The organism is Peribacillus tepidiphilus (assembly GCF_009466385.1).
GTDB lineage: Bacteria > Bacillota > Bacilli > Bacillales > DSM-1321 > Bacillus_BN > Bacillus_BN tepidiphilus.
This window is the reverse complement of sequence record NZ_WIAQ01000028.1, coordinates 1-23,415: the sequence shown is the minus strand read 5'-3', so window position 1 is coordinate 23,415 and position 23,415 is coordinate 1. Positions and strand designations below refer to the sequence as shown.

Annotated in this window: 20 protein-coding genes and 1 pseudogene; 3 read left to right on the top strand and 18 right to left on the bottom strand. The window is 35.1% G+C overall.

What is annotated here, in order from left to right; all coding sequences use genetic code 11:
• From GD441_RS13910 to GD441_RS13890, 5 genes are all read right to left on the bottom strand, one after another.
• The gene (locus GD441_RS13910; RefSeq protein WP_225434243.1) at window positions 1-357 is read right to left on the bottom strand and encodes an ArsR/SmtB family transcription factor; all 357 of its coding nucleotides are present in this window, start codon (window positions 355-357) and stop codon (window positions 1-3) included.
• A gap of 155 nt (window positions 358-512) precedes the next feature.
• Window positions 513-698 carry a hypothetical protein gene (locus GD441_RS13905; protein ID WP_153127034.1) on the bottom strand — a complete coding sequence of 62 codons (186 nt, stop codon included), beginning with the start codon at window positions 696-698 and terminating at the stop codon, window positions 513-515.
• Window positions 699-989: 291 nt separating this feature from the next.
• A complete protein-coding gene (bacA, locus tag GD441_RS13900) occupies window positions 990-1,787 on the bottom strand; it encodes an undecaprenyl-diphosphate phosphatase (RefSeq protein WP_153127033.1) in 798 nt (265 codons plus the stop codon).
• Window positions 1,788-1,947: 160 nt separating this feature from the next.
• Window positions 1,948-2,274 (bottom strand): YnfA family protein, encoded by a 327-nt coding sequence (locus tag GD441_RS13895; RefSeq protein WP_191992197.1) that lies wholly within the window; start codon window positions 2,272-2,274, stop codon window positions 1,948-1,950.
• 226 nt (window positions 2,275-2,500) lie between these two features.
• Window positions 2,501-3,784, bottom strand: coding sequence for a cell wall-binding repeat-containing protein (locus GD441_RS13890; protein ID WP_225434242.1), 1,284 nt, complete (start codon window positions 3,782-3,784; stop codon window positions 2,501-2,503).
• A 295-nt stretch (window positions 3,785-4,079) separates the two neighbouring features.
• Between GD441_RS13890 and GD441_RS13885 the strand changes: the two genes are divergently transcribed.
• The 3 genes from GD441_RS13885 to GD441_RS13875 are packed head-to-tail and all read left to right on the top strand — an operon-like array spanning window position 4,080 to window position 6,343.
• Window positions 4,080-4,712 carry a class I SAM-dependent methyltransferase gene (locus tag GD441_RS13885; RefSeq protein ID WP_153127031.1) on the top strand — a complete coding sequence of 211 codons (633 nt, stop codon included), beginning with the start codon at window positions 4,080-4,082 and terminating at the stop codon, window positions 4,710-4,712.
• The gene (locus tag GD441_RS13880; protein ID WP_153127030.1) at window positions 4,712-5,260 is read left to right on the top strand and encodes a copper resistance CopC family protein; all 549 of its coding nucleotides are present in this window, start codon (window positions 4,712-4,714) and stop codon (window positions 5,258-5,260) included. The genes GD441_RS13885 and GD441_RS13880 overlap by 1 nt, the downstream gene beginning before the upstream one ends.
• A gap of 3 nt (window positions 5,261-5,263) precedes the next feature.
• A complete protein-coding gene (locus GD441_RS13875) occupies window positions 5,264-6,343 on the top strand; it encodes a copper resistance D family protein (protein WP_153127029.1) in 1,080 nt (359 codons plus the stop codon).
• Window positions 6,344-6,518: 175 nt separating this feature from the next.
• Here GD441_RS13875 and GD441_RS13870 read toward each other — a convergent pair whose 3' ends face one another.
• The 13 genes and pseudogenes from GD441_RS13870 to GD441_RS13810 form a co-directional block, all read right to left on the bottom strand.
• Window positions 6,519-6,689, bottom strand: a complete 171-nt coding sequence (locus tag GD441_RS13870) for a transposase (protein WP_263862455.1) — start codon at window positions 6,687-6,689, stop codon at window positions 6,519-6,521.
• Window positions 6,690-6,932: 243 nt separating this feature from the next.
• Window positions 6,933-8,281, bottom strand: a protein-coding gene (locus GD441_RS13865; RefSeq protein ID WP_153127028.1) for an IS3 family transposase whose coding sequence is annotated in 2 segments (ribosomal slippage) — window positions 6,933-7,825 and window positions 7,825-8,281 — 1,350 coding nt in all. Because the reading frame shifts where the segments join, the coding sequence is not laid out codon by codon here.
• 685 nt (window positions 8,282-8,966) lie between these two features.
• Window positions 8,967-9,856: pseudogene (locus GD441_RS13860) on the bottom strand (transposase).
• 188 nt (window positions 9,857-10,044) lie between these two features.
• Window positions 10,045-14,619, bottom strand: a complete 4,575-nt coding sequence (locus GD441_RS13855; protein ID WP_153127027.1) for a coiled-coil domain-containing protein — start codon at window positions 14,617-14,619, stop codon at window positions 10,045-10,047.
• Between the two features lies 1 nt (window position 14,620).
• Window positions 14,621-15,382, bottom strand: coding sequence for a DUF6063 family protein (locus GD441_RS17050; RefSeq protein ID WP_225434240.1), 762 nt, complete (start codon window positions 15,380-15,382; stop codon window positions 14,621-14,623).
• Window positions 15,379-16,887, bottom strand: coding sequence for a hypothetical protein (locus GD441_RS13845; RefSeq protein ID WP_153127026.1), 1,509 nt, complete (start codon window positions 16,885-16,887; stop codon window positions 15,379-15,381). The genes GD441_RS17050 and GD441_RS13845 overlap by 4 nt, the downstream gene beginning before the upstream one ends.
• Window positions 16,880-18,016, bottom strand: a complete 1,137-nt coding sequence (locus tag GD441_RS13840; protein WP_153127025.1) for a Wadjet anti-phage system protein JetD domain-containing protein — start codon at window positions 18,014-18,016, stop codon at window positions 16,880-16,882. The genes GD441_RS13845 and GD441_RS13840 overlap by 8 nt, the downstream gene beginning before the upstream one ends.
• A 921-nt stretch (window positions 18,017-18,937) precedes the next feature.
• Window positions 18,938-19,015 (bottom strand): thioredoxin domain-containing protein, encoded by a 78-nt coding sequence (locus GD441_RS17285; protein WP_263862454.1) that lies wholly within the window; start codon window positions 19,013-19,015, stop codon window positions 18,938-18,940.
• 377 nt (window positions 19,016-19,392) lie between these two features.
• Window positions 19,393-20,355 (bottom strand): hypothetical protein, encoded by a 963-nt coding sequence (locus GD441_RS13830; protein WP_153127024.1) that lies wholly within the window; start codon window positions 20,353-20,355, stop codon window positions 19,393-19,395.
• Between the two features lie 436 nt (window positions 20,356-20,791).
• Window positions 20,792-21,160: a hypothetical protein gene (locus tag GD441_RS13825; protein WP_153127023.1), complete on the bottom strand. Its 369-nt coding sequence runs from the start codon at window positions 21,158-21,160 to the stop codon at window positions 20,792-20,794.
• 204 nt (window positions 21,161-21,364) lie between these two features.
• The gene (locus GD441_RS13820; RefSeq protein WP_153127022.1) at window positions 21,365-22,069 is read right to left on the bottom strand and encodes a restriction endonuclease; all 705 of its coding nucleotides are present in this window, start codon (window positions 22,067-22,069) and stop codon (window positions 21,365-21,367) included.
• 27 nt (window positions 22,070-22,096) lie between these two features.
• Window positions 22,097-22,270, bottom strand: coding sequence for a hypothetical protein (locus tag GD441_RS13815; RefSeq protein ID WP_153127021.1), 174 nt, complete (start codon window positions 22,268-22,270; stop codon window positions 22,097-22,099).
• 238 nt (window positions 22,271-22,508) lie between these two features.
• Window positions 22,509-23,252: a hypothetical protein gene (locus tag GD441_RS13810; RefSeq protein WP_153127020.1), complete on the bottom strand. Its 744-nt coding sequence runs from the start codon at window positions 23,250-23,252 to the stop codon at window positions 22,509-22,511.
• Window positions 23,253-23,415 lie beyond the last annotated feature (163 nt).

The window sequence follows — 23,415 nt, the reverse complement described above, 5'->3', positions numbered from 1 at the left end:
CTAGACCAACTCCTTGCTATAGTCCAATGCTAATAAAAGGAACTTTTTAATATATTCGTTATCTAGTGAATAGAAGATTAACTTTCCTTCCTTACGTTTTTTGGCAACACCTATGTTGTTTAGGAAACGTAAGTGATGTGAAGCTGTAGCAACTGTTGAGTCAATAATATTTGCAACATCACACACACATAACTCTTGTTCTTTTAATAAGGCAATGGCAATTTTCATACGAGTTTCGTCTGCAAGGGCTTTAAAAAGCTTGGTCATATTACTAATCTCTTCCATGTGGAAAGAGCCTTTCACACGCATGACTTTTTCTTCATCAAAACAATAAATTTCACAGCGATCATTAGACAAAAGTATCCCCTCTCTTTCTTGAAATTATAATAATCAAAATAATATTTGAATGTTAAAGAACGATGTCCTTTAGTTAGAGTTATTTTTTAAACTATTCCCTTTCTAATACAGATTTATTATCTTTAGTATGTGTGATAAATTACTATTTATAATTTTTATTTTGAATTACTAAATGCCTGTAAGTAATTAATTTTTCTATTCTCAAACCTCTCACTGAAAAAAAGAACGGCAATTTCCACAATCTCTTCTTTGGAATAATTAATATGTGGAAACAAATCCTTTAGTTCATCTTGAAGGCGGGTTATTTCATTAATTACAACAGGAGAGAGAGAAATTCTCATTTTGGTGCCTCCTTTTGAATACCAAGTGTATCCTTAATTACCTTGTTATCTAAAATATAATCCTCTTTATTAAAATATTCAAGTGTTTATTTGAATAATTAAGAAATTGATTATCACCTTCCCATGAAACAAGCTTGAATTTCTAGTAAAACTCTTGTTAGAAATGTCCCTAAGACTTGTTTCAAAGTTGAGGTGATTCCTGATGCTACTCTAACAGACAAGTCAGTTTAATTAACGGCTTAAAGCTGGAAAGGAGTACCCTGCAAACTTTTAAGAGTACTCCTTTTCTTTTTACAAAATAATGAAATAATAAAAAATAGCAAGGACAAATCGATAATAAGCAAACGGAGTTAATTTTACTTTGGATAAAAGACGCAAGAAAAACTTAATGGCAAACAACGCTGCAGCAAAGGCAGTTAAAAATCCGACAATAAATACAGGTATGTCTGAGCTAGAAATATATTCGTAACTTTTTACTAGGTCTAACCCGCTGGCAGCGACCATCATCGGTACTGCTACGATAAAAGAGAAATCCGCTGCCGTTTTATGATCTGTACCAACTAAAAGCCCTCCGGAAATAGTAGATCCCGAACGTGAAAATCCCGGCCATAAGGCAAGGCATTGAAACAATCCAATTGCAAATGCTTGCTTATAGCTTAGTTGATCTAACGACAATGTTGACGGCATCCCTTTTTTCCTTTCAGCAAAAATCATCAGTAAGCCACCAGCTATAAGCCCAATCAATACTGAATATGGGGAGAATAAATACTTTTTTATTAAATCATGAACAAGCAACCCTAAAATGACGGCTGGCAACATCGCAAGAATAATATGTAATAAGTTTAACGAAGAAGATTCGTAGATATTGATTGAACGCCAATTAACTAATTTCAATAAACGCTCCCAATACACGACAAAGACAGCCAAAATCGAACCAAGTTGAATAACAATTTCAAATGTTTTCGCTACATCGCCTGTAAAATTGAGTAAATGCCCCATTAAAATTAAATGTCCTGTTGACGAAACAGGCAAAAATTCGGTCAAACCTTCGACAAGACCTAGAGCGATAGCTTTTAGTACATCAATCATCTTAACAATTTCAACTCCGTTCTAATAAAGTGTTATTCCGAAATATCTCTACATGACATTAACGCATCCCGTATTTAGAGCAGGATTTGCTACCCCAAAAATTCAGTCGATATAACAGCAAATTTATGTTTATTTTGAAATAAAAAGATGATGAACGTATTTAGTTACGTGGTGCCCATAGCATGATTGAAATTCCAACTAAACAAATAATTGCACCAATCCAATCATATGTATCAGGAGTCTTTTTATCAATCACCCATCCCCATAACACTGAAAGAATAATAAAGACTCCCCCATATGCCGCATAAACTCTTCCGAAAGAAGGAAAGCTTTGGAATGTCGGTATAATCCCATATAGGATTAAAATCATACTACCAATTAGTCCATACCAATACGGTTTCCCTTCTCGTAACCATAACCAGACAAGATAACCCCCGCCTATTTCAGCTAATCCCGCAAAAATAAATAAAATGAAGGCGTAGACGATCTCAATCACTCCTTTTGAAATAATGCCTATTACAACATACCAAGGACTCTTTATAAAAATCAATGACATTTCATAAATGTAACGGATTTTTAATAAAAGATATTACTTGAAAATACTCGAATTAATAAAGTTAATATGGGATGGGAGAAAAAACTTTAGTTTGAACTCACAAAAAACCGTACAGATGCATTTCTGTACGGTTATAAAAAATTTATCCAATTTTTTCTTAATGACTACCATGCCCCTCTCCACTCTTTGGAACAATTTCAAGCTTTTCATCAATAACCCCTTGCGTTGGATACGAAATGAATTTTTCGGTTCCAGATAAATAAGCATGGTTATACGGTCCTACAGTTGGATCGTTTTCAAAGGTAGGTTTTAAAGCAGCCATAAACTTATAGACTTCTGAGGTAAGTTCGCCATTCTCAAGCCAAATAAGCGGCGCATGTTTTCCTAAATGTGAAAAAGGCGCTGCTGCTAATGCCATTTCAGGCGATTTTGTCGAAACAAATGATAAACCGTGTCCCGGATTGTTTAATCCCCAACCGAATCCCGTTTTCTTATCTTTAAAAGTAGCAAATGCAACCGATTGTTGAGTTGGAGTATCTCCTGAAATTCGTGTAACCTTTCCGAATTCTTTTAACTTCTCTTCAACTTCCTTTGATATAATGGATTGAGGACCTAAAATGTAGATATTCGCTTTACCTTTTCGTTTTTTCAATGCTTCCTCTGTTTGTTTCGGAATTTCATTTTGACTAACGTATAAAATCGGTTCTTTCATATGAGCAATCCAATTGGCCGCTGGAATCGTATAAAGTTTTGCTTGTTCCTCAAATGAACCAATGATGACGCTTTCTGGTAATTTTCCAGCTACTTCGGCATACAATTGATCGATTCTTTGTGCTAATTCTGCATAATCGGTTTCATTAATTTGTTGAACTTTATAACGGTTTAGTTTATCCAACTCTTGTTTCGGCAAGTTGCCGATAACAAAAATTTGTGTACCGTCTTTAATCCCAAGCGGATTTAAACGTTGAATTTCGTTCAACACTTGACTTGGAATTGTATTGTTTTTTGTAAATAAAATAGGACCGTTATTTGGATGGTGAACCAGTTTCGCCGCAGCCAACGCTGCTTGCCAATTTTCAAGAGGGGCTAATATAACCCCATTCGGTTGATTTTCTTTATGAGTGGCTGGCCATATCGTTTGTGATACTAATACCGAAAGTTCGACTGGATCATCAGTATTCAAACGGGTAACGTTTTTTGTTGACAATGTAAGAAGATTTTTATTCGCTTCGTCATTGTATACGCTCGGTTCTTGAACAACTATGGCTTTGTTTTCCTTGTCTTTGCTTGCTCCATTCGTTTGACTACTTCCATGCTGACTATGATCCATTGATTGGTCTGCTTTTTTTGGATCATTTCCATCTTGTGCGCTACAACCTACCGCAATAATTGTAGACGCAAAAAGTGTAATTAACATTTTGAAAATTTTTTTCGTGTTCATCTAACCACATCCTCCTTGATCACTATTATTTCCAGCGATTAAACTGTTAAAAAATACTTGTTTAAAGACTCTCAAGCCTTTTCAACATGCTGTATATTTCCTCTTCTTTTATACTATCTTGAATTTGTGCAGATTTTATGGATTTGATTTAGTTTTATTTAATTTGATTAAATCTCATTTAATTTAATCTAAAATCTGATTTAGTTTTATTTAATCTGAGTTTAATTTTATTTAGTTTTATTTAATTGACTTAATCAATCAAGACTTAAATGCGATGTAAAAAGGAGAAAAGAAAATGAATAACAAATGGAATCGGATTATTTATAAATGTTGGGCTCCTGTTTATGATTTCTTTTTTAATAGAGGTGTGTTTTATTCAGCACGAAAACAAATATTTCATGAATTTCCTTTTGGAGATGATAAGAATGTTCTATTTGTTGGAGTAGGGACGGGTGCTGATTTAGCCTTTTGTCCGTTAGAAAAAATTAATGTAGTTGCTATTGATTATTCTAAAGAAATGCTGGAAAAAGCAAAAAATAAGTATCAGAATGAAAATATAAAGTTCATTCAAATGGATGCTCAATCTCTAATATTTCCGAACAATTCATTTGATGTAGTAATAGCAAGTTTAATCCTAAGCGTAGTCCCTTCCCCCGAAAAAGTGATGTCAGAAATCGTGCGTGTAACGAAGAAAGGTGGACGTATTATTATATTTGATAAATTTGCTCCTAAACATAGAGAGTTGTCATTCGGAAAAAAAGTAATTCGTCCCATCATCAAGTTGTTAGGCACTGACATAGGTATTTCATTTGAAAAAGTTTATAAAATTGTCAAACATGAATGTTACTTAGTTGAAGATATAGATGTTATGATGAAAGGTATGTACCGAAAAATTATATTAAAAAAAGAACTAGGTGATGAAAACTGATGAAAAAAATGGTTTTAATCATGTTTCTTATCTTTTTATGCATTCCATCCATCGGACATGCTCATAGTTACTTATCGTCTTCAAATCCTAAAGCAAAAGAAATAGTAACTGAACCGCTAGAAACAATTACCCTTACGTTTGAGACAAAAATAGAGAAGCTAAGCACAATGCATCTTCTCAGCACAGGAAATGAAATCCCATTCAATAATATCACTGTGAAAGACAATCAACTTATCGGTAATTTTTCAACCCCACTCGAGAACGGTTCATATACGATTGTATGGAAAATTGTTGGAGAGGATGGTCATCCAATCACTGGCGAAATTCCGTTTGAGGTCAAAGTAGCGGAAAACAATGTGAAAACGCCAGCTCAGTCATCTACCCCTACAACGAAACAAGACAGTGTTGAAAAAAATACGAAATTAGAAAAAGAAGGACATACCTCAGCTAAAAATACGTCTTCTCGCATATTGGTTAAAATTTTGATAGCTAGCTTAGGCATTATTCTTATCATTAGTTTAGTATTAATCTTAAAAAAGAAGGGATAAACGTTGCCATTTATAGTGTCACTTAGCGAATTTTTCAACTATATCCTCTACTCTATACTTGTTGGGCATGTTGTATTATCTTTTGTACCAGATGAAAAAAAACCAAAAATCATTATTCCAAAACCAATCCTTCTTCTATCTGTATTAGGAGTAATCGTCTTTTCCTTTGGTCCAGTTTTACAAGTCATTTTTTATTTTTCTGATGGCAATAACTATTTTAATCAGACATCATGGTCAATCTTAACTGATTTTCAAGTTGGAAAAGCGTGGATTTTCATTGGTTGGGTGGCAACCTTCTTATGGATGACCCTTTACGTAGAAGGTTCAAAATATTTGCAAGCCTTTTGGTTATTCTTGATGATTTTAGCGGTTGGTTACGCTAGCCATGTCGCTTCATTATCATTTTGGACAGGGCTATTTTCTCACAGCATTCACTTTTTAGCTGTAGTATTATGGACTGGAATCCTCATTCATGTCGCATGGTTTGCAAAAAACTCAAATAACTGGACGAGCTTTCTAAAATGGTTTACACCATTTGCCGTTGGCTGTATGGTAATCATATTAACAAGCGGTTTTTTCGTCATGCTCTTTGTAGTAGATATAAGTGATTATATCAATTCGTGGGCTCTACCGTATGGTCAAATGTTATTATTAAAGCATATTAGTATCATACCTTTACTTGCATTTGCTCTAATAAACGGGTTTCTTTTAAGGAGATTGTCAGCGCAGCCTGATTTTAATATTCGAGCTTGGTTGAAAGCTGAAACCATCATTATTGCTGTCATATTCTTTTTCACGAGTATACTTGGTACCTTATCTCCCCCTCACGATATAGATTTTACAGTTAAATCTGAGGGAGCATCCAAGTGGCTTGAATACTTGACCAGCAAAACTATTATAACTCCCGTTAATCTAAAACTAATGTTTTCCATTGAGGGATTTTTCTTAATACTCTTTGGTTTTATGTTTTTAATTATGATATTTTTGAGCTTTTATAAAAAAGTAAAGCCATATTTTGCAGCAGTTTGTGGCTTGTTATTTATAGTTAGTGTTTATTTTGGCTTAGTAATAAGTATAAAATAATTGGTCAACATAAAGAATCTGCCCGAGGTTGTGATTACCTCGGGCATTTATTTTCAATATAGCTTCTATTATACCCTTAGATGTCAACAACGATTTAAAATTGGTTCTCTCGCAATTTTGGTGAAGAAATCAATCATATAGTAAGGGGATTAACTAATATTTTTTTAGGAAAGCATCAAGTGCGCTGGTAAAGGACTTTTTTTTCCAACAAGTCTAACTTGGCTCTCCCATACATTTGACGTTTGATGACCTTTAGCCGATTCACTTGACCTTCTACAATACCGTTGCTCCATGAGTGAGATAACGCATGTTTGACCGCATCTATATCTGTTTGTATGTATTTGATAATTTGCATATTTCTTTTATTTTATCTGATTATTTAGAACATAGTTTAGTTAAAAAATAATGACCTAAATTAGTCGTTCGAAAACCAAATATTAATTTTTTGCTTGCATTTCTTCAGATATTTGAAACGGTGCAGCAACGTCTGCCCTTTTTAGATAAAGGCTTTGTTAAATTTCGTTGTTGATTTTTGCCCGAAAGAAAAAGGACCAGTTTTGAATTGAACCCAAAAAGTTAGACACGGAATTTAGGCAATTATTTGGGTATGAGTTCGGTATTGAACCGGACTCATGCCTTTTAATTTTGCCTTAATTCGTTTGTGATTGTAATAATGAATATAATTCTCTAATTCGTGTTTAAAATGCTCCATACTCTCAAATTCCTTAAGGTAAAGTAATTCAGACTTTAATAAGCCAAAGAAATTCTCCATGACCACATTATCTAAACAATTTCCTTTACGGGACATGCTTTGGACAATCCCTCGTTCTTTTAATGTGTGTTGATACTTTTTCATTTGATAATGCCAACCTTGATCGGAATGGAGGATGGGGGCGTCTCCTTCTTTTAAACAGTCAAAAGCGTTGTCCAACATTTTGGAAACAAGCGAATAAACAGGCCGACTTTCTATATTGTAAGCTATAATTTCTCCGTTGTATAAATCGAGAATTGAGGATAAATATAGCTTCTCCCCATGCAAATGGAATTCTGTCACATCTGTCACCCATTTCTCATTTGGTTTAGATGCGTTAAAGTCACGCTCCAACATATTAAGCGCAATGTTCCCCACTTGCCCACGGTAGGAGCGATACTTTTTCATACGGACAAGACATTTTAATCCCATTTCATTCATCAGGCGCCGGACTGTTTTATGATTGATTTTTAAACCTCGATTACGTAATTCCAATGTGATACGACGATATCCATACCTTCCTTGATGTTCCTCAAAAATTTCCTTAATCCATTCCTTGATTTCCTTATATTTATCTGGACGATTCATTTGTTTGATCCAGTAATAATACGTACTGCGCGCAATGCCAGCGACCTTTACTAGATCGGTGACTTTAAATTCATGCCTTAATTCAAATATTATTTGCGCTTTGTCTTGTTCTGTAATTTTTCCTTTTCTTGAATTAAGGCATGTAACTTTTTTAAGTAAGCATTCTCCATACGTAAACGCTCATTTTCAGCTAATAATGCTTCTTGTGACCCTTCTACTCGTTGAGATTTCTTTGTTTCTTTTTTCATGGATGGACGCCCCTTTTTCTTTGGTTGAAGAGCGTCCATCCCTTGTGTTTCGAATAAATACCTCCAATTCCACACCGTGCTGGAGGAAGGTATGTTAAATCGGGCAGAGGTTTCTTCGATAGACGCTCCCGTTTCGTTCATATAGTTGATTACGTCCATTTTAAACTCCATTGAGTAATTTGTATACATTTCTTGAAATGCTTCTGATCCATGTTCTCTGTACTTAGTCACCCATTTTTTTAACATCGATACACTTACATTGTACTTTCGTGCTGTTACCTTAAAGGAATCTACTCCTTCAAGATAAGCTTTAACTGCAGCTAATTTAGTTTCTAAACTGTATTTAGTCATATAAAAACTGCACCTCCAATTGTTAGTTGTGTCTAACAATTGGGGTGCAGTTCATTTTGGTCCTTTTATATGTCTTCCTGAACTAACTATTCTCGTTAGTACAATAAATTTTTAGCATAAAAAATTTAATTTCAAAAAAGTTATTTCCTTTTAAATCTTTCTGGCTTTTTCACTCTAATCGAGTTTACTTCCCACAATTGATACAGATTGCCAGAACCATTTTGGAACCAAGCGACCAAGCAACTTTATAGACAAAACCGAAAAATTAAACCGCTAAATTATTAAATTTTTTATGAAAAAATCTTCAAATATAAAAAAGCGAGGCTACAATGTATTCCGAATTAAGCCTTAGAGAGAATTTAATTTTGAAAGGAGATTATAAAATGCGCAATTTTAGAAACACTAAGAGGCCGCATTTATTCCAAATAAAAATTTCTGAAAATACATTAACTTGCGTCTTATATTTGAGAGTAAGTAGTGAAAAGCAAGCAAACGTGAACAATGACACTCCTAAACCATTTTATGACTTTATTCGGAAATCAAAATTAGAAAGCAGAAGTAATTTTCGTAAAAAGACAAACAAACTCAAAAAAAATACTGACTTTGTAGCTCGACAAAAGCGAAAACCGCACAGGTTACTAAGCCACCTAAATATATGATGATGTTGCAAAATCAGAATAAATATTCAGAATAAATATTCAAAATAACACATAAATATGCATAGTTGTACATGTAGTAAATAGCGACTAAACCCATACCACCTTGGCTGTTCTAGTCCATCATTCTTTAATTGATTGGACGTCTGCTCAATCGAGCTGCGGAAACGAAACAACCACTTTCCGAATTCTATTTTCAAAAACGAAGGAATCACCCGACCATAGGCATCTTTTCGTTCATCACTATTTCTAGGATGAATGGGTGAAACGAAAAAAATTCCTGTCTGTTCGGCTATTTGACGGACTTTTTCACTGTCATAGGCGGCGTCTCTAAGGGCAAACTCAATTTCCCATTCTTTCACAGACGGAAATAATTTGAGTGCGACGGCTGCATCATTTCGATCATCCATCGTGAAGACATGGGATAAGATGATTCCTTCAGTAGTTGTACAAAGGTGCAACTTATATCCTTTGAACCAGTTATACCGAGTCGAAATTCCCCATCTAGCTTGAGAATCGTAGAGACTACTTCGGAGTGCGGTACTGTCGATGATGACTACTTTTGAATACCGAACTCCTAAATCTTTGAGAAGTTGGGCGGTAAAAACGGAAAATCCTTGTTCTCGAAACCACTTACCTGCACGTGAAAACGTAGAAAGATGTGGAACCTCTTTAAGTCCACAAATACGCCAAAAGTAGCGAAAGCGATTCAGTGTGTCAACTAACTGACGTAAAGAATTAATGGAAAATAGATTTTTAGAAGGAAACATTTCAACAAAGATTTTCTTGAAATCGGTGGTCGCCCTGACATATAAGGTGTTTCTGGTAAAGATAGTTGGTCGATGTATTGAAGCAAAGCTTCTAAAAGAGGGGCGGTTTCACTATTTATTGCATGTTCGATAACAAAATTGGAAATCATGATAGTGTCCACCCCTTGGAAATGTGTTTTTTGGTTACTGTATATAATTTCCAAGACGGTGGATTTTTTTCGTCCTTTTATACATCCATTATGCGTTTTGCAACACGTTCAAAACAAAAAATCAGCCGTAAAACGACTGATTAACCGAAAATCATCTTAATCGAAACCTTTTCTTTTTCTTTCAGGTTCTATGCTTTTTTATCATCTTTTAGGATATTAATTTCTTCCAAGAACTTTCGTTTCCGCTTTGTTAATTTCTTCGTTAACATTTTTTGTCCGTTCTCCATTTCAATACTCATTTGGAAAACGGTATTGAACTTAGAGGAAATGTGCACGTTCGTAATTGGTGGAGCAACAACAAGCCATTGAATTTTCAACAATTCTAACAAACTGAACACAGCTTCCACGAGCTCTGGTGCTGACATTCTTCCAAACGGATTATCTGATACAAGGAACAACCAGCTATCTTCGCTAGCTGCTCGTTGTCTTAATATCATCGACATGATGATAAACTGAGCCAAGAGGGTTTGACCTCCACTCTTTGTCGGTGACTTCTCACTTCCGTTATTAATAGCTTCCCAATCCTTAAAATGGGCCGGTTTAGGCTCTCCTCGAAGTAGCGGTCCATCGATGGAAGGAATATAGATATTCATCCGTGGATATTCTCCCAATACGTATAAAAGAATGTTTGATGCATTAACGGTTTTCGCTACTTTTCGAATGTCAATGTTATCGATATCTGAATTCTTTTTAACAAACTCATCAATTTTCGATATACAAAAGTCTCTCACTTTGTACTGTATTTCCTCTTTGCTTTGGTTAAAAGCGTCATGATGAGTAAATTTGATGAGCGGAAACATGGTATTGTTCCGGTTCTTGATTTTCATCTTCTTTTCCATATCCTCTAGCCCATGTATAATGTCCATCATACGCCGTGTTGTACGTTCTACCCATAAGTTGACCGTCTCTTCTGCTTTTTCCTTTTGCTCCTTCTCAGACTTGATGCTGTATTCTGCCCATTCAAAGTAGTGTTTTAAAGATTGAATGGATTGTTTAGTATCTAGGTCTTTGATGGAATCAAGGAATTTTAATAGACCCGCCTTATATTTCAATGGAACCGACTCTTTCTTCTCGGCATGCGAACGGATTCGAACTAGAAGATTGTGTAGTTCTGTTTTTTTGTTATTAGCAGCCAAATTAGCATTCCTTAACTCTTCATTCCATACTAAATGGAAGCTTGTTGGGTCCTCGTAAAGTTGAATAATCTCTTCTTCGGATAAAGCTTTTACAGAACTGTCACCCTCGATTTTTAAGGTATTTAGGCTTATAATGATTGTAGAAATATCTCCCAGCTCTTTTTGCACCTCTTTGATTTTATTCTCTACACCTTTTTTGGTCTCACTTAATTTTTTTCGTTTTGATTTGATGCGGTCTTTTTCTAATTCAATATCTTCTATATCTGAGTTGACCGCTCCGTAGTCAGGGAAATCTTTCTCCAGTTCTTTTTTCTTATTCTCCAATTCTTTGGATACTTCTTCATGTTCTCTTGAATTTCGCTCTATATTTGTGAGAACTTTATGCAAGAAAAATTTATTAGTTTCAATTTCCTTCTGAATCATTTGTACTTTAGATTCTAATAAGATAAGGTCATCTGACGGGCACTCTTCTTCTTTCCAGTTTAATATCAACTCTTCTTTGAATTTATTTTCTAACGTTGCCATGTCTTCTTGGTATCGTTCTAAATCAGATTGATACTTCCCAAGCCTAGAATTTTGATTTCCTTTTTCTTGGAGTAATTCGCGATATAGTGATAACTTTTCATAACTGGTTTTATCTAAAGAATATCCAAACGAAGCGGTTCGTAGGTATTCTTCCTCATTAAACACCAGTGTTTCTGCTGCTTGTGGAAAATGAATGTTTTTTAACATAGTTCTAAGAGTCGCATAGTTCTTTTGGGTTTTTTCGTACCATTCTTTATAAGCATTGTTGATATTGTTCATACGAATTTCCAGCCGAACCTGTTCTTCTCTCAATTCTCTCATGCGATTATTACTTTCATTGAGTTGAAGTTGCTTATTTTCTAAATCGAACTTCGATTGCTCATAGTCATAACAAGCTTGTTGCCATTCTTCTAACTGTTCGATTTTCTTTTTCGCGTCCGCGATTTTTTCTTGAATATTTATCAATTCACTTTCATGTTTTTTTATTAAATTTTTAGACTCTTCAATAGATGAAGAAACCTTATTGAGCTCTTCCGATTGTTTTTGCTTTTCAGCGTCCAAACGAATAAGCTTTATTTCTATTTCCTTTGATATTTCTGACCCTAATAATGTATCTAACTGTGACAGGGTATCTAATATCTTTTTGATGCTGGCATTGGTATCATCAAGAGCGAACAAAAGTTCATCATGCTTAACTTCAATGCTCGTTTTATATTGCGATAACAAGTATGGTTCGGAAATAAAATCAAACGTTTTATCTTTTGGTAGAAAATTTGCTCCTGCTGTCTTCAGCAAAGATGGATTATCTGTTTTTTGCTCTTCTAAACGGCTATTATGAATACCATCTACAAGCACAACATGATTCTTATATAGTTGTTCCTCTAAGAAAGAAAAATCCAATTTCTCAAAGTTTTCATGAATAACCACAATACTGTAAGGTAATGCAGGATTACGTTTTAATAACTGCATCTTATCTTCGTACTCAAATCGCTGAAGATATTGAGCTCCGTAGTAACAATCTAATCCTTTATCTTCTAATAGCCGTTTTAATTGAACCAGTTCTGAGTTAGGAATATAAATGTCGTCTTCCCCTTCTACTTCTCCTTCTTTAAGAAGTTCAAGAGTTTCAATCAGCTTTTGTAACTCTATTTCTTGTTGTTTTAAGCGATATTCTTGTTTCTCTAACATACCTTTGATTTTTTGCTTGTAAGATTGATACTCTGAACGTGTAGGGAATTCTTCTATCTTTTCCTTAACGAGACTAGATATCGTTATCATAAGGTTTTCTTCTTTTTCTTTTAACTCCTGTAGACGTGAGCTATTAGTGTCTATTTCTTTTTTTAGCCGCTCCATCCTGCTCTCGATCATCCCTTGTTTTTTATATTGGTTCTGAATCGAAGATTGGAGAGTTCGAATAGATTCTTCTGTATCGTATAATTCACGTTCTAATTGCTCATGCTCACGCTTTACATTAGAAATAACATCATCTGGGAATAAACGAATATCTTCACCAAATAATTGAATCATTTTTTTCTCTTCGGATTCATGTTCTTTCATAATTTCCTCTAGTTTCATTACAGAATATTCGAGTTTACGGTTTAATTCATCTTCTTCGGCGATGTCTTTTTTAATTTGAGAAATGGCGTTACGATGAGAAACATTTAACCGATAATATTCAGACATTTTCTCCTTCCATTCCTCTTCAATTTCTCTCCATTTATTTTCAAAGTAAGTCGTTATCTCTTGCATTTGTTCTTTTATCTGTTGGACATTCGCTTCTTTTTCTAATACAGATAGTTTGGACTCCACTTCCTCTATTTTCTGAGTTAACTCATGATATTGTTTGACCAGAACATTCTTTTTTGCTTCAGAATATTTCTTTTCCAATATGTTTTTTTCTAGTTCGAGTTTTTGTTGTTGTGATTCTAAGTTGGCATATTCATCTTCTATTTTATTCAACTTCTGATTTAAACGAATATACTCCAAATTCCCTCTCATCCATTCCAATTCTTTCAGCTTTTCGTTTAGCTCTTGGATTTCCCCTTCTTTGCTCGTGATAATCGATTTTTTCTCTTCCTGCATAAGAGTAAGAAGATGAACAAGGTGCTTCCCCTTTTTTTCTTGGTTATCCACTTCTCTATTTAAATCGTCTAACTCTTGAAACAAGTCTGCCAGTGGTTCCATGTGCTCATTTAATTCTTTAACACTTTGTAACATAGCCAAGAGTTCTGGAAGTTCTTTGGCGACTTTTAAGGTTTCCACAAACGATTTGGTCAGAACCGAAATTTCATTTTTATTTCGAGAATCAATCCCCTCAATTTTGTCATTTAAGGCAGGGATAATCAAATTGTAGAATAGCCCCATGTTGTCACTCGCTCCGGAAAAGAAATTATCGATATTTCCCTCTTTCGAGTTAATTCTTTTGTACATCGTGATGGCGTGTTTACTAATCCCGTTTTCTTCAAGAAGGTCAAAATAATGTTGTTTATTGTGCATGGTGTAGGTTTGAATATCCGGGGTTTGATTTAATATTCGCTTCCATTCGTCTAAAGGTAAAGATTTCTGTTCCTCTTCATCCCATAGGGGAAGTTGAGTGATATCGTTTGGACTATCAATAGGTGAAATTTGACTGTATAATATATAACTCAAATCAATCGGTGATTCGCTTTGTTCTCTTCGATTAATGGTCGGTCTAATGGATATACCTATCATCATCTTCTTGGTAGATGAAACTTGCCATTCCTGCACTACATGGTACGTATAATCAATAGGGTGACCTTCTGAGTTATAAAAATAATGATAAACGGTATTCCCGACTGTCTTTTCATCATCATTCCAGCTAGTAAGCGGGTCTAAGGGTTGGAATAAATTTTGAAGAAATACTCCTTTTCCTCCCCCGTTTCTCAAACTATATAGGGCATGGGAAGGAATAGGGTGAGTTTCACCCGGAATCGTTAAATCAAAAGTCTTATTCCCCACTTTTATTTCTCCACCATCATATTGCAATCCAACCAATCGCATACGTATTAGTCTTGCTTCCAAGTTAAGCACCTACCTCATCAGAATATTTAATATCATCTATTAGATTTTTAATCATTTCATATCGATTTTGATACGACGACAATTGACCGAATCGAATTTGAAGCCTCTCATAAAACACATCGGTAGGGGTCACAATCGTTGTATTACTTAGTTTTCTGAGAAAGACCATTTTTTCTTTTTCTAGTTCTCTCATAGCCGCATCTATTAATCCAAATTTAGAACCTTTGGTATAAATGATCCGTCCATTCTTTTGCTTTGAAAGATGGAGAACATTCCACTTCTGGTACATTTCATTTACAGCCAAGGACCATTCTCTAGAAAAACGTCCGTCTTGTTCTTTGTCGATTTCTTTCCACTTGTGCAAAACTTTTGTCGTCAATTCTTCTAATTTGTGATAAGAAATACCTTCGTTTTCCCACGAAACACGCGTTGCTAATTCCGAGTCAGCCTCCGAAAATATCACCATCCAAATGACACCCATAAGGTATAAATCCACTTTCGATTCATAGGAGTTAACATTTTTTCGTAGGTCCGATAAATTCGTACTATACACTCCACCATTAGGTTTGACTAACATATGAATGTATTTTTCCTTTTTCACAATACGAACACCGGACATGTCGGCTAAAACTTTTATACATTCACGCACATCTTGTGATTCAATGTAAGGGAGAACCAATTCATCGTCACTTCGTAAATATCGTTTTTGAAGCAATGTAAAATATAACTTGGCTGCTTTACTCTGGACTTCCCTTTGGGTCATTTTTCATTTTCCTCCTTTAATGTAATCACATACCTACTAACTTCTACTTTCTTGGTGCGAATTTCTTCATCAATGTCCATCAATTTTGGTGCGATAACTTTGCCGATTAATGCTTTAAATTTTTCTTCACGCACCATTAATTCATTCAATAATTCGATAACTGTATCAGTTGTATCACCTAGTAGTTCGTCAGTTATGTGAAGCGGTCTTTCCAAAGAACCCAACGCTATCCAAAAATCAAAAGCTTCTTTATTTTCCACCCAACGAGCCAATGTAAACTCATCAAGTTTCTTTATCCAATCGATAGAGACTTCCCCTTTATCCATCAATTCAAGGAAAACAGGTTTCCACAGTGAAACAATAGTATCCCAATCGAGACCAACAGGTTCTAATGACTCTTTCTCCTTTTCAGCATTTCCTGAAACAAATTTTATTTCTCTGCTTAAAACAGTTTGTTCTTCAATCCCCCATTCCAAAGGCATTAGGAAAGGTTTGTTCGGAGAAAGTATAGATTCTACTAAATCAAACATGTCATCAGGATGAGCAAATCCCAATGGTAGGATAGATTCTTCCCAAACCGTTTTGCGGAAAGAGGTTCCGTTCGCCATCCACATCGCTGAAAATTGACTGTTCATGATTTGCATTTCTAACCGGATATTTTCTATCACGAGCTTAGCTAATTCATCATGATAAGAACTCGTTTTCATGATTCTTCTGGTTAACTGCAAATACACACCACGTTGTTCTTCTAAAATTTCAAGACGATTCAATATTCTTTGCATCTGAGAATATCTTGCTAATTCATCATTAAACTGTTGTTTGATTTTATCTAACTGAGTTCCCCAACGGTTTTGTTTTTGCAAAATGGCTCGCTTAGGATTTCGAATTAAGTCTTCTTTATGTTCTTTTTCTTCGTTAATCAAATTACGAACACGGAAATCCAGTGCATCCAACATTCGTAAGGCTCTGGTGAGATTACCTCTTTTGATTAACATCTCTGCGACTAATTGTTGAATGGAAATATCCATTTCTTCTATGATTTCATGAGACTTCAACACAATTTCTTGCGCTTTTTCGGATAATTTATAGATTTGTTGCGAGACATCATAATCGTCCATTTTTTCTAGGACGAAATATTGAAAACGAAACTTTTCCCATGAGCGTTTTTTTTCGTCGAAATACACATCTTCGAAAGCGAACTGAAAGTGTTTACTTTCGCTCCAGAGCATACTATCTACTATTTTTTCGGCTTCTTCATAAGAACAAGAAAGAAACATAGAACGACATATTTCCATAGTAGTAGCAATCAAATCTTCCCTCGTTCGTTTGGGATCATCGAATAATTCTTGAAAGAATACGGTCACAAGCAATGTGAAAGCAATCATCCTTGAATATGGAGTCAAACCGCCAAATTGCGCACCTGTTCCTAAGAGCCATGTTGGAATTAGACTGATGTGACGTTTTCCTATTCCTTCAAGGGCGGCTTGAAGTGGTTTATTAATCATGAGATAACCACCCTTTCATAGCAAGTGTTTCGATGTTGATTAGCTCTTGTGGGATACGTAATCTCTTTTCCCATAACTGTTTAATCACTTGGAACGTTTGTGGGTCATCCTTCAGGTCGTTTTGAATAAAATTCAATAGTTCGTCTCTACGAAACTGGTCTCTATTGATAGTGTGAGCATATTCTTCACCGAACGAACAAAGAAACCGATAAAATTCAGTAGCCATATGTAACGATAAATGTTTGTTTTTCTTTTTTAAGTTATATAAAATATCGAATCCTTCGTAATCGATATCTCCGGCATATCTTATGGTTAATTCTTCTGGTTTTTCAACAATGTCTTCTAAATACGAAATCGTACCTTCGATTCTCCGTCCCGCTCCCCATATTAATAAAGCTGGTATGGGACCGAGATGCCATGCTATTCCTCTTTTTAGTATTTTTTTAAGTGTATGAAAAGTCGCTAATCCCTCTACAATCAATACTTCTTGTTGATGGTGTTTAGGAACTTTATCATTCTCCCAATAGATAAAAGGTTCTTTGACTACTTCGTACCCTAACTGGTTTTCGTCTAGTTGCAAACGCTTAAGGAGCAACTTTCCTTCTCTGCTCGCCAAGTATTTTTCGGCTTCTATTCCTTCCAATAAATGTTCTAAATGATTAAATATCATAAGAGACCTCTCTTCTCTACAAATCGTTTCTTTCGGTTGAAACTGTTTCATATAGTTATAGATGACTTCTATTTTTATTAATTCTTTTTCTGTTTGATACTTTTTATTTCGTAAATAAAAATCTATATTTAAAACCGTAGATAGTTTAATGATGGTATCTGGACTCCACCGATTCTTATTGTATATAGGTTCCAGCCACCAAAAACGTTTAAGATTTAACTTCTTTTCAATAGTGTTGCTGTTACTTTTAACAGGAGTTAACTTGAATTCATTAACTAAACTCAAGTAAGAATGATAAAACTCACGATAGCCACCCAAATCCTGATATTCTTCAAACGAGCCTACATTTTTGATAACACTAGTTTCTAACTCTTCAATATCTATTTTCTTTTTGGCACCCCCTTGCTTTTCTTGTTGTTCCCGAAGTATTTCACGAATAATTCTTTTAATTTTGCTCACAACAACCAACCTTTTTATAGTCTTTAATTTCTGTTTTAGACAAAAACATATTTTTATATACACCCCAGTTATGTAATACACAAAAGATTCAGATAACTTTTCTGCTTTAAATCGTTTATTTGACAGGCTCTGTTCAAAAATGTTGATTTTTATACAAAAAGAAAAAGACCAAAATAAATCGGTCTTTTCAGACTGTTGACAAAATGATTTTTTAACATACTTAAAACAATTTCCATTCACCTACATTCCAAATATATTGACAATAAAAATAGTAGAGGAAGAAAAGTGTATTGATTACAAAACAAAAAAGAAATACAGACCGATTTATTGTTATTTTCTTAAACAAAAATAACAACAATAAATAATTAAACAGAACAGGAATCAAAGTAAACCACAATCTTTCATCCCAAATTGAAACTGCGTTTGGATTTAACCACATAATAAGTTGGTCTGATATTTGTGCGAAAACAGAAAATATGAGAATTACCCAAAACAATGTTAATAAAATATGCCTTTTCAACATCTTGGTCATACGAATTCAGCCTCTTTTTTCAAATCCAAATATATTCATGCAAAAACGAAAGCACCTCTTATGCTACATTGATTCGCGCTGCTATTTCATTTACTAAATACAACATGGGTATGGTTACTTTATCATAGAGAATAAAAAATTAAAGAGGAAAATTTATGAATTGAATCCTCATCCGATAGGGTGTCGCAAAACATGTACCTGTCCTAACCTCGAGAGAGCAAATAGGAGTTAATAAACTAATTTGTAGCAACATGATGTTTCATAATATGTTAAAATACTTTCATAAGGGGATTTGACTTAGGATGATTATACCAACATGCCATCAATGACATGTAGACTAATACTCCAATTCTTCTGCGTATTTCTATTCCAAGCCCCCTATTCGAGGGCTAGGAGTAGCCGATGGACAAGAATACGGGCTTGCCTTCTCTTTTTGCTTTTTGAAATGCTTCTGGCGACCATTCCAGCCAGTTTACAGGGTTGGTTTCGTTTTGCTTTAAATATGGCTTTTAGACATGACTAACCAATTGTATTTTTCGTTATAACGTTCACGTTCAAGATATTCTTTAATTATGTAACACTCCCTTTTATCAAATGTTAGAACACTTCTTCCTTTTCGCTTGAATGGTTGTCGATCAGACCGTATAAAAGCATTTGCTTGGAATATACGTTCATGTATATTTTACCAATCGTTTCCGTAAAAATACACCTAACAAAGTAATCTCAAGTTATTATTTTGTTATAAGCGATTATTCCAAATGGAGAACAGGTTTCTTATTTTTTACAAACAAAAGCAAAGTAAGAGGGTGTCCCAAAAGTGATCACTTTTTGGAACACCCTCTTTTTATTTTTCAAACATATTATCCAAATTGTGATAGTACATTTCGCCTAAGGGGGCGGAGTCATATTCATACAAAAACGGATCGGTATAATCATCCGTTAGTCTTGCGTTTCGCTCATACAACAGGGTCTTGGCTTGCATCTCATCTTCTTTTGCCACATAAAGCATTGGCACTCCAACATCGTCTTTTTGCAAATAGACTTCCAGATTCTTCTCTTGCAGGGCTTTTAGGTGCTCGTCTTGGTGTCCGTCCATTACATAACCTAGGAAACGATAAGCCGGTTCGATTTCCATCTCCCGCTCTTGCATCTTCCACTCAAAAAACAAAATCAGTCCGAGTGGATCTAATTCCTCGGAAAGCGCTTTGGCATAAAGGAAATTTTGAGAAGGAAGCGCTTGAACGTGATAGGTTTTTCCTTTTTTCTCGACACGAAATCCAAATAAGCGCAGATAGTTGGCTGCCCGCTCACTCACAACCTCAATTGGTTCTCGTTTGCCTTCTCTTTTAATTTTATAGTCAAGCGGCTTGATAGCACCTGATCGAATCAGACACAACTGGGTTTGATATTTTTCCCTCATTTTCTCAATACTCTCTTCTCGAAAAGGTTTTCCTGCTTCTTTTCTATGCTGCACAAACCCTGCAAAATCATCCCCGTATCTCTTTAACTCATCTTCGGTCTCCGAAAGATGAAAGCGAACCCGAAAACGCGAAATAATCCCACGGTTATACGGAATTTCCTTGGCTTGTTCATCAAAAACCATTGTAGAATTCCTTCCTGTAGGTCGGATAAGGACTTGAACGAATAATTTATCTGCCGGTACATTAATTTTTTTTTCGCAGTCTCGTAGGTAGGAAGCGAGTGCTTCTTGTTCGTCTCTGCCCTTGCGCATCTCTTCGATGTTAAATGACGGGATGTTTGAATTGAAACGAACTGTTGCTATCCCTTGAATCAGGAACTCTCTCATCATTCTCCTCCTTATGTTGTTTTCTACATTTTATATATATCGCATACATATAGGTTTAGATGCCTTATTTTCGTGGATAACACGAGGGATGATCATCATTTTAATCATGCCAGAAGCGGTATCCTATGCACTTTCTTGATAAAAATAGAAAATATAGATATAAAAAATCCGAGTGCCGCCACTTGGCTTAATCTCACACATTACAAGAAAGCGATATCTATAGTAATGTAATCACATTTTGGAACGTACTTCACTTTATGAATGATTTGCTTTAAACCTCTGTTAAGTTGTGATGGATCCAAGTCATCTTCCTTTAGGATAGATTTGTATTCTTGGATTCGTTTCAATCGTTCCTCGTTTTCCAATGAATCGTAATACTCGAATACATCTTTTAGAAGTTAGGTGAATAATTTTTTATGTATTTTATATTTGTTGTTTAGTTTCGCCGAGTAGGCCTTGTTAACGGATTCCACTCAGGACCAACCCATCTGTACGATATCTTTATTCTCTCCCCTTGGTAATCTCTGTACAAAGACAATTTATTTTCAATCATTAATTTACACAGCCCTTTTTCTACATCGTATCCCCAAGTAGTCCTTGACTTGTAAATTTTCTTATTAAAACTTGGAATATACTCAGGATATTGTAATGCCAGTTCATCAATATCCTCCATATCGAAGTGATAAACGTAACTTTTCTTCTCCTTTTTCCCAAAAGGAACAGTTTCCCCATTACGATAGAAAACAATAATTCCTTCGCTATAGCACGGACCTGTAAACTGATCGACCTCTACTATTTTTTCCATTTTGATCCTCCTTTAAAATGGTTGAAGGACAGATTCGAACTGAAATAATAAACTTTTAATATTTAACTCCTCCAACTTATTCTGCCTTATAACTATATGAGTCTTAGAAAAAAACAACTTTCTTTGCCAATCCGAAGAAAAACAATGATGATTCGGGCAACTGATCTATGTTTTCAAACAGTATGTCAACAAATTCTTCCCCACTTATAAAACCAATTTTCTTATGTTCCTTGTTAAATATCGCTCTGCCTCATTTCTTGCCCCTTCACTTATTGTCCCACTTGTAACAATGATGCCGTGCTCCCCTGCTTCCATTGAATCAGCGAGTTGCTTAACAACCCACTCTTTTAAATCTCCATCCTTTGGATAGAAATGTTTAACCTGAACACAAATTTTTACATCACCTGGTAGTTCAGTATATAAATCTGTGTCCCCTAAGTCACTGCTTGTAGTTGCCAAACGACGTAATCCTGTAAAATATATGGATAGTATTGTACACACAACATCTTCAAAACTACTAGAATGTACCCCGAATAAACCTCCCTTTTGCAGTTTTTTCAGGTACTCATCTTTTATTGCAATATCATTTTGTTGTGAAAAGTAGTGTCGCTTGTTCTTAACATTTTCCTCAATATCTTCAAAATGCTTTAAAAATAATGATTTCTTACCTTTCAATGAATCAAATACTCTTCCCGTTAACATTTTTCTCGGAATTGCCCTTTTATCATATACCCACTCAACCCAGCGTTGATGAGGATACCCCTCTTGGCTTGAGTCAACTGTACTCTCATACTTATACTCTGAAACAACTTTACCTATATACACGAACCGACCATCTGGTACTAGGACATAATCCCCGATGGCCATTTCCTCTTTAAAGCGAAAAATAGTACCAGCCGCTTGTCCCAATGCTTGCGCCGAATATGTATAGTGAGTTTATAGTACCTTCTTAATCTCTTCCTTGGTTGATTTGTTGGATAGAACACCAATATTAGGCCAACCAATAGCAATAATCCCATTCCCTTCATCTTGGTTTTCTTTTTTGGTTAGAAATTCTTTGATTCTATTGATGCCATGGGGATAAGGTCGAACTACCCACGCTTTACTCATATATATCCCTCCTACCTTCGTCACACTCCAATTTTGCCAAGGTAAATTAGACCTTATTTGAAGGCTACTTTCAAGTGTTTGAGTATCAATTCCTTCACGCTAGATCTCAACGCCTCCCTCCTCCATACCCATGAACCAAATGGAGCCATTAGGGTTTCCGTATCCAAGCCAATTATATAAACTTGAATGAACGAACTAATTGATCAAAAGACATTTCCAGAACTCCTTTTCATTAGAATTAAAGGATCCCTTTTTGGTCCAGCCATTCTATGGCTTGGTTTGCAACGTAACGTTCATAATCTCGAGAAACCACCTGTGCACATTCTTCTAAAATTCGCCGGATATTTCCCCAAGTTAAAAAGCCTATTTCTTTCACATTGTTTAATGGGTCAGTTCCCTTGCGATGAAGAAGATGATCTAATATTGAATCCTTCGATTTTATATATTTTTCAATAAGTGAAAATCCAATGGGTGAATACTGTTCATCCAAGATCAGAAGAGAAAAGTAAAAGTCTTTATTTTTAGCATAGTGAGAGCCGACATCTATATTACGAATGATTTGGTTTCGGTTAGGATCATGGGTTGTTTTCTTACTGATATCACTTTTGTATTTGGCTTCAATTGACCATACGAACTCTTCAGTTTCTATTATGATATCAACCTCTGAAGGTCCTTCCTTTGTTTCTAACGATTTGGGTGGTTCAATAGATTTCCAAAGTATGACCTTGACTATATCGCTGTTAAGTTGTAATTGTTCATTGAAAGAAATCTGAAATAATCTGGGGAGCCATATCTTGGGGTCGATTTGTTGCATTGTTCGGAAGACATTCCAAGTAATTGCGTCCTCGCTGTTTTCACTTCTTAAATGATTAATTTTTTGTGCTCTCATGTTTTGAAAAATGGGATCATATCTATCAATGATGAGGTTATCGCGGAAATCAGCGTATATGTAAACACCAGAATTTGATTGTTGACCTTTCATTAGAACCCTCCTTGACTTCAATCCGTATTGTCAAAACTTTTATAGTAAATAGGTTAGTAAATCCTATATTAGAGGGCTTTTTGAGCAAAAAAATTGCCACCCCCTGAAATTTAGGTAATAGTGAGGTTACCACACCGACACTAAATCCCTAAATAAAGGAAGT

Excerpts from the sequence above, each read along its gene's own strand:
- GD441_RS13890 (WP_225434242.1), bottom strand. The coding sequence starts at position 3,784 with ATGAACACGAAAAAAATTTTCAAAATGTTAATTACACTTTTTGCGTCT.
- GD441_RS13845 (WP_153127026.1), bottom strand. The coding sequence starts at position 16,887 with ATGATTAATAAACCACTTCAAGCCGCCCTTGAAGGAATAGGAAAACGT.
- GD441_RS17050 (WP_225434240.1), bottom strand. The coding sequence starts at position 15,382 with ATGACCCAAAGGGAAGTCCAGAGTAAAGCAGCCAAGTTATATTTTACA.
- GD441_RS13830 (WP_153127024.1), bottom strand. The coding sequence starts at position 20,355 with ATGAGAGAGTTCCTGATTCAAGGGATAGCAACAGTTCGTTTCAATTCA.
- GD441_RS13905 (WP_153127034.1), bottom strand. The coding sequence starts at position 698 with ATGAGAATTTCTCTCTCTCCTGTTGTAATTAATGAAATAACCCGCCTT.
- GD441_RS13815 (WP_153127021.1), bottom strand. The coding sequence starts at position 22,270 with ATGAGTAAAGCGTGGGTAGTTCGACCTTATCCCCATGGCATCAATAGA.
- bacA (WP_153127033.1), bottom strand. The coding sequence starts at position 1,787 with ATGATTGATGTACTAAAAGCTATCGCTCTAGGTCTTGTCGAAGGTTTG.
- GD441_RS13810 (WP_153127020.1), bottom strand. The coding sequence starts at position 23,252 with ATGAAAGGTCAACAATCAAATTCTGGTGTTTACATATACGCTGATTTC.
- GD441_RS13885 (WP_153127031.1), top strand. The coding sequence starts at position 4,080 with ATGAATAACAAATGGAATCGGATTATTTATAAATGTTGGGCTCCTGTT.
- GD441_RS13825 (WP_153127023.1), bottom strand. The coding sequence starts at position 21,160 with ATGGAAAAAATAGTAGAGGTCGATCAGTTTACAGGTCCGTGCTATAGC.
- GD441_RS13880 (WP_153127030.1), top strand. The coding sequence starts at position 4,712 with ATGAAAAAAATGGTTTTAATCATGTTTCTTATCTTTTTATGCATTCCA.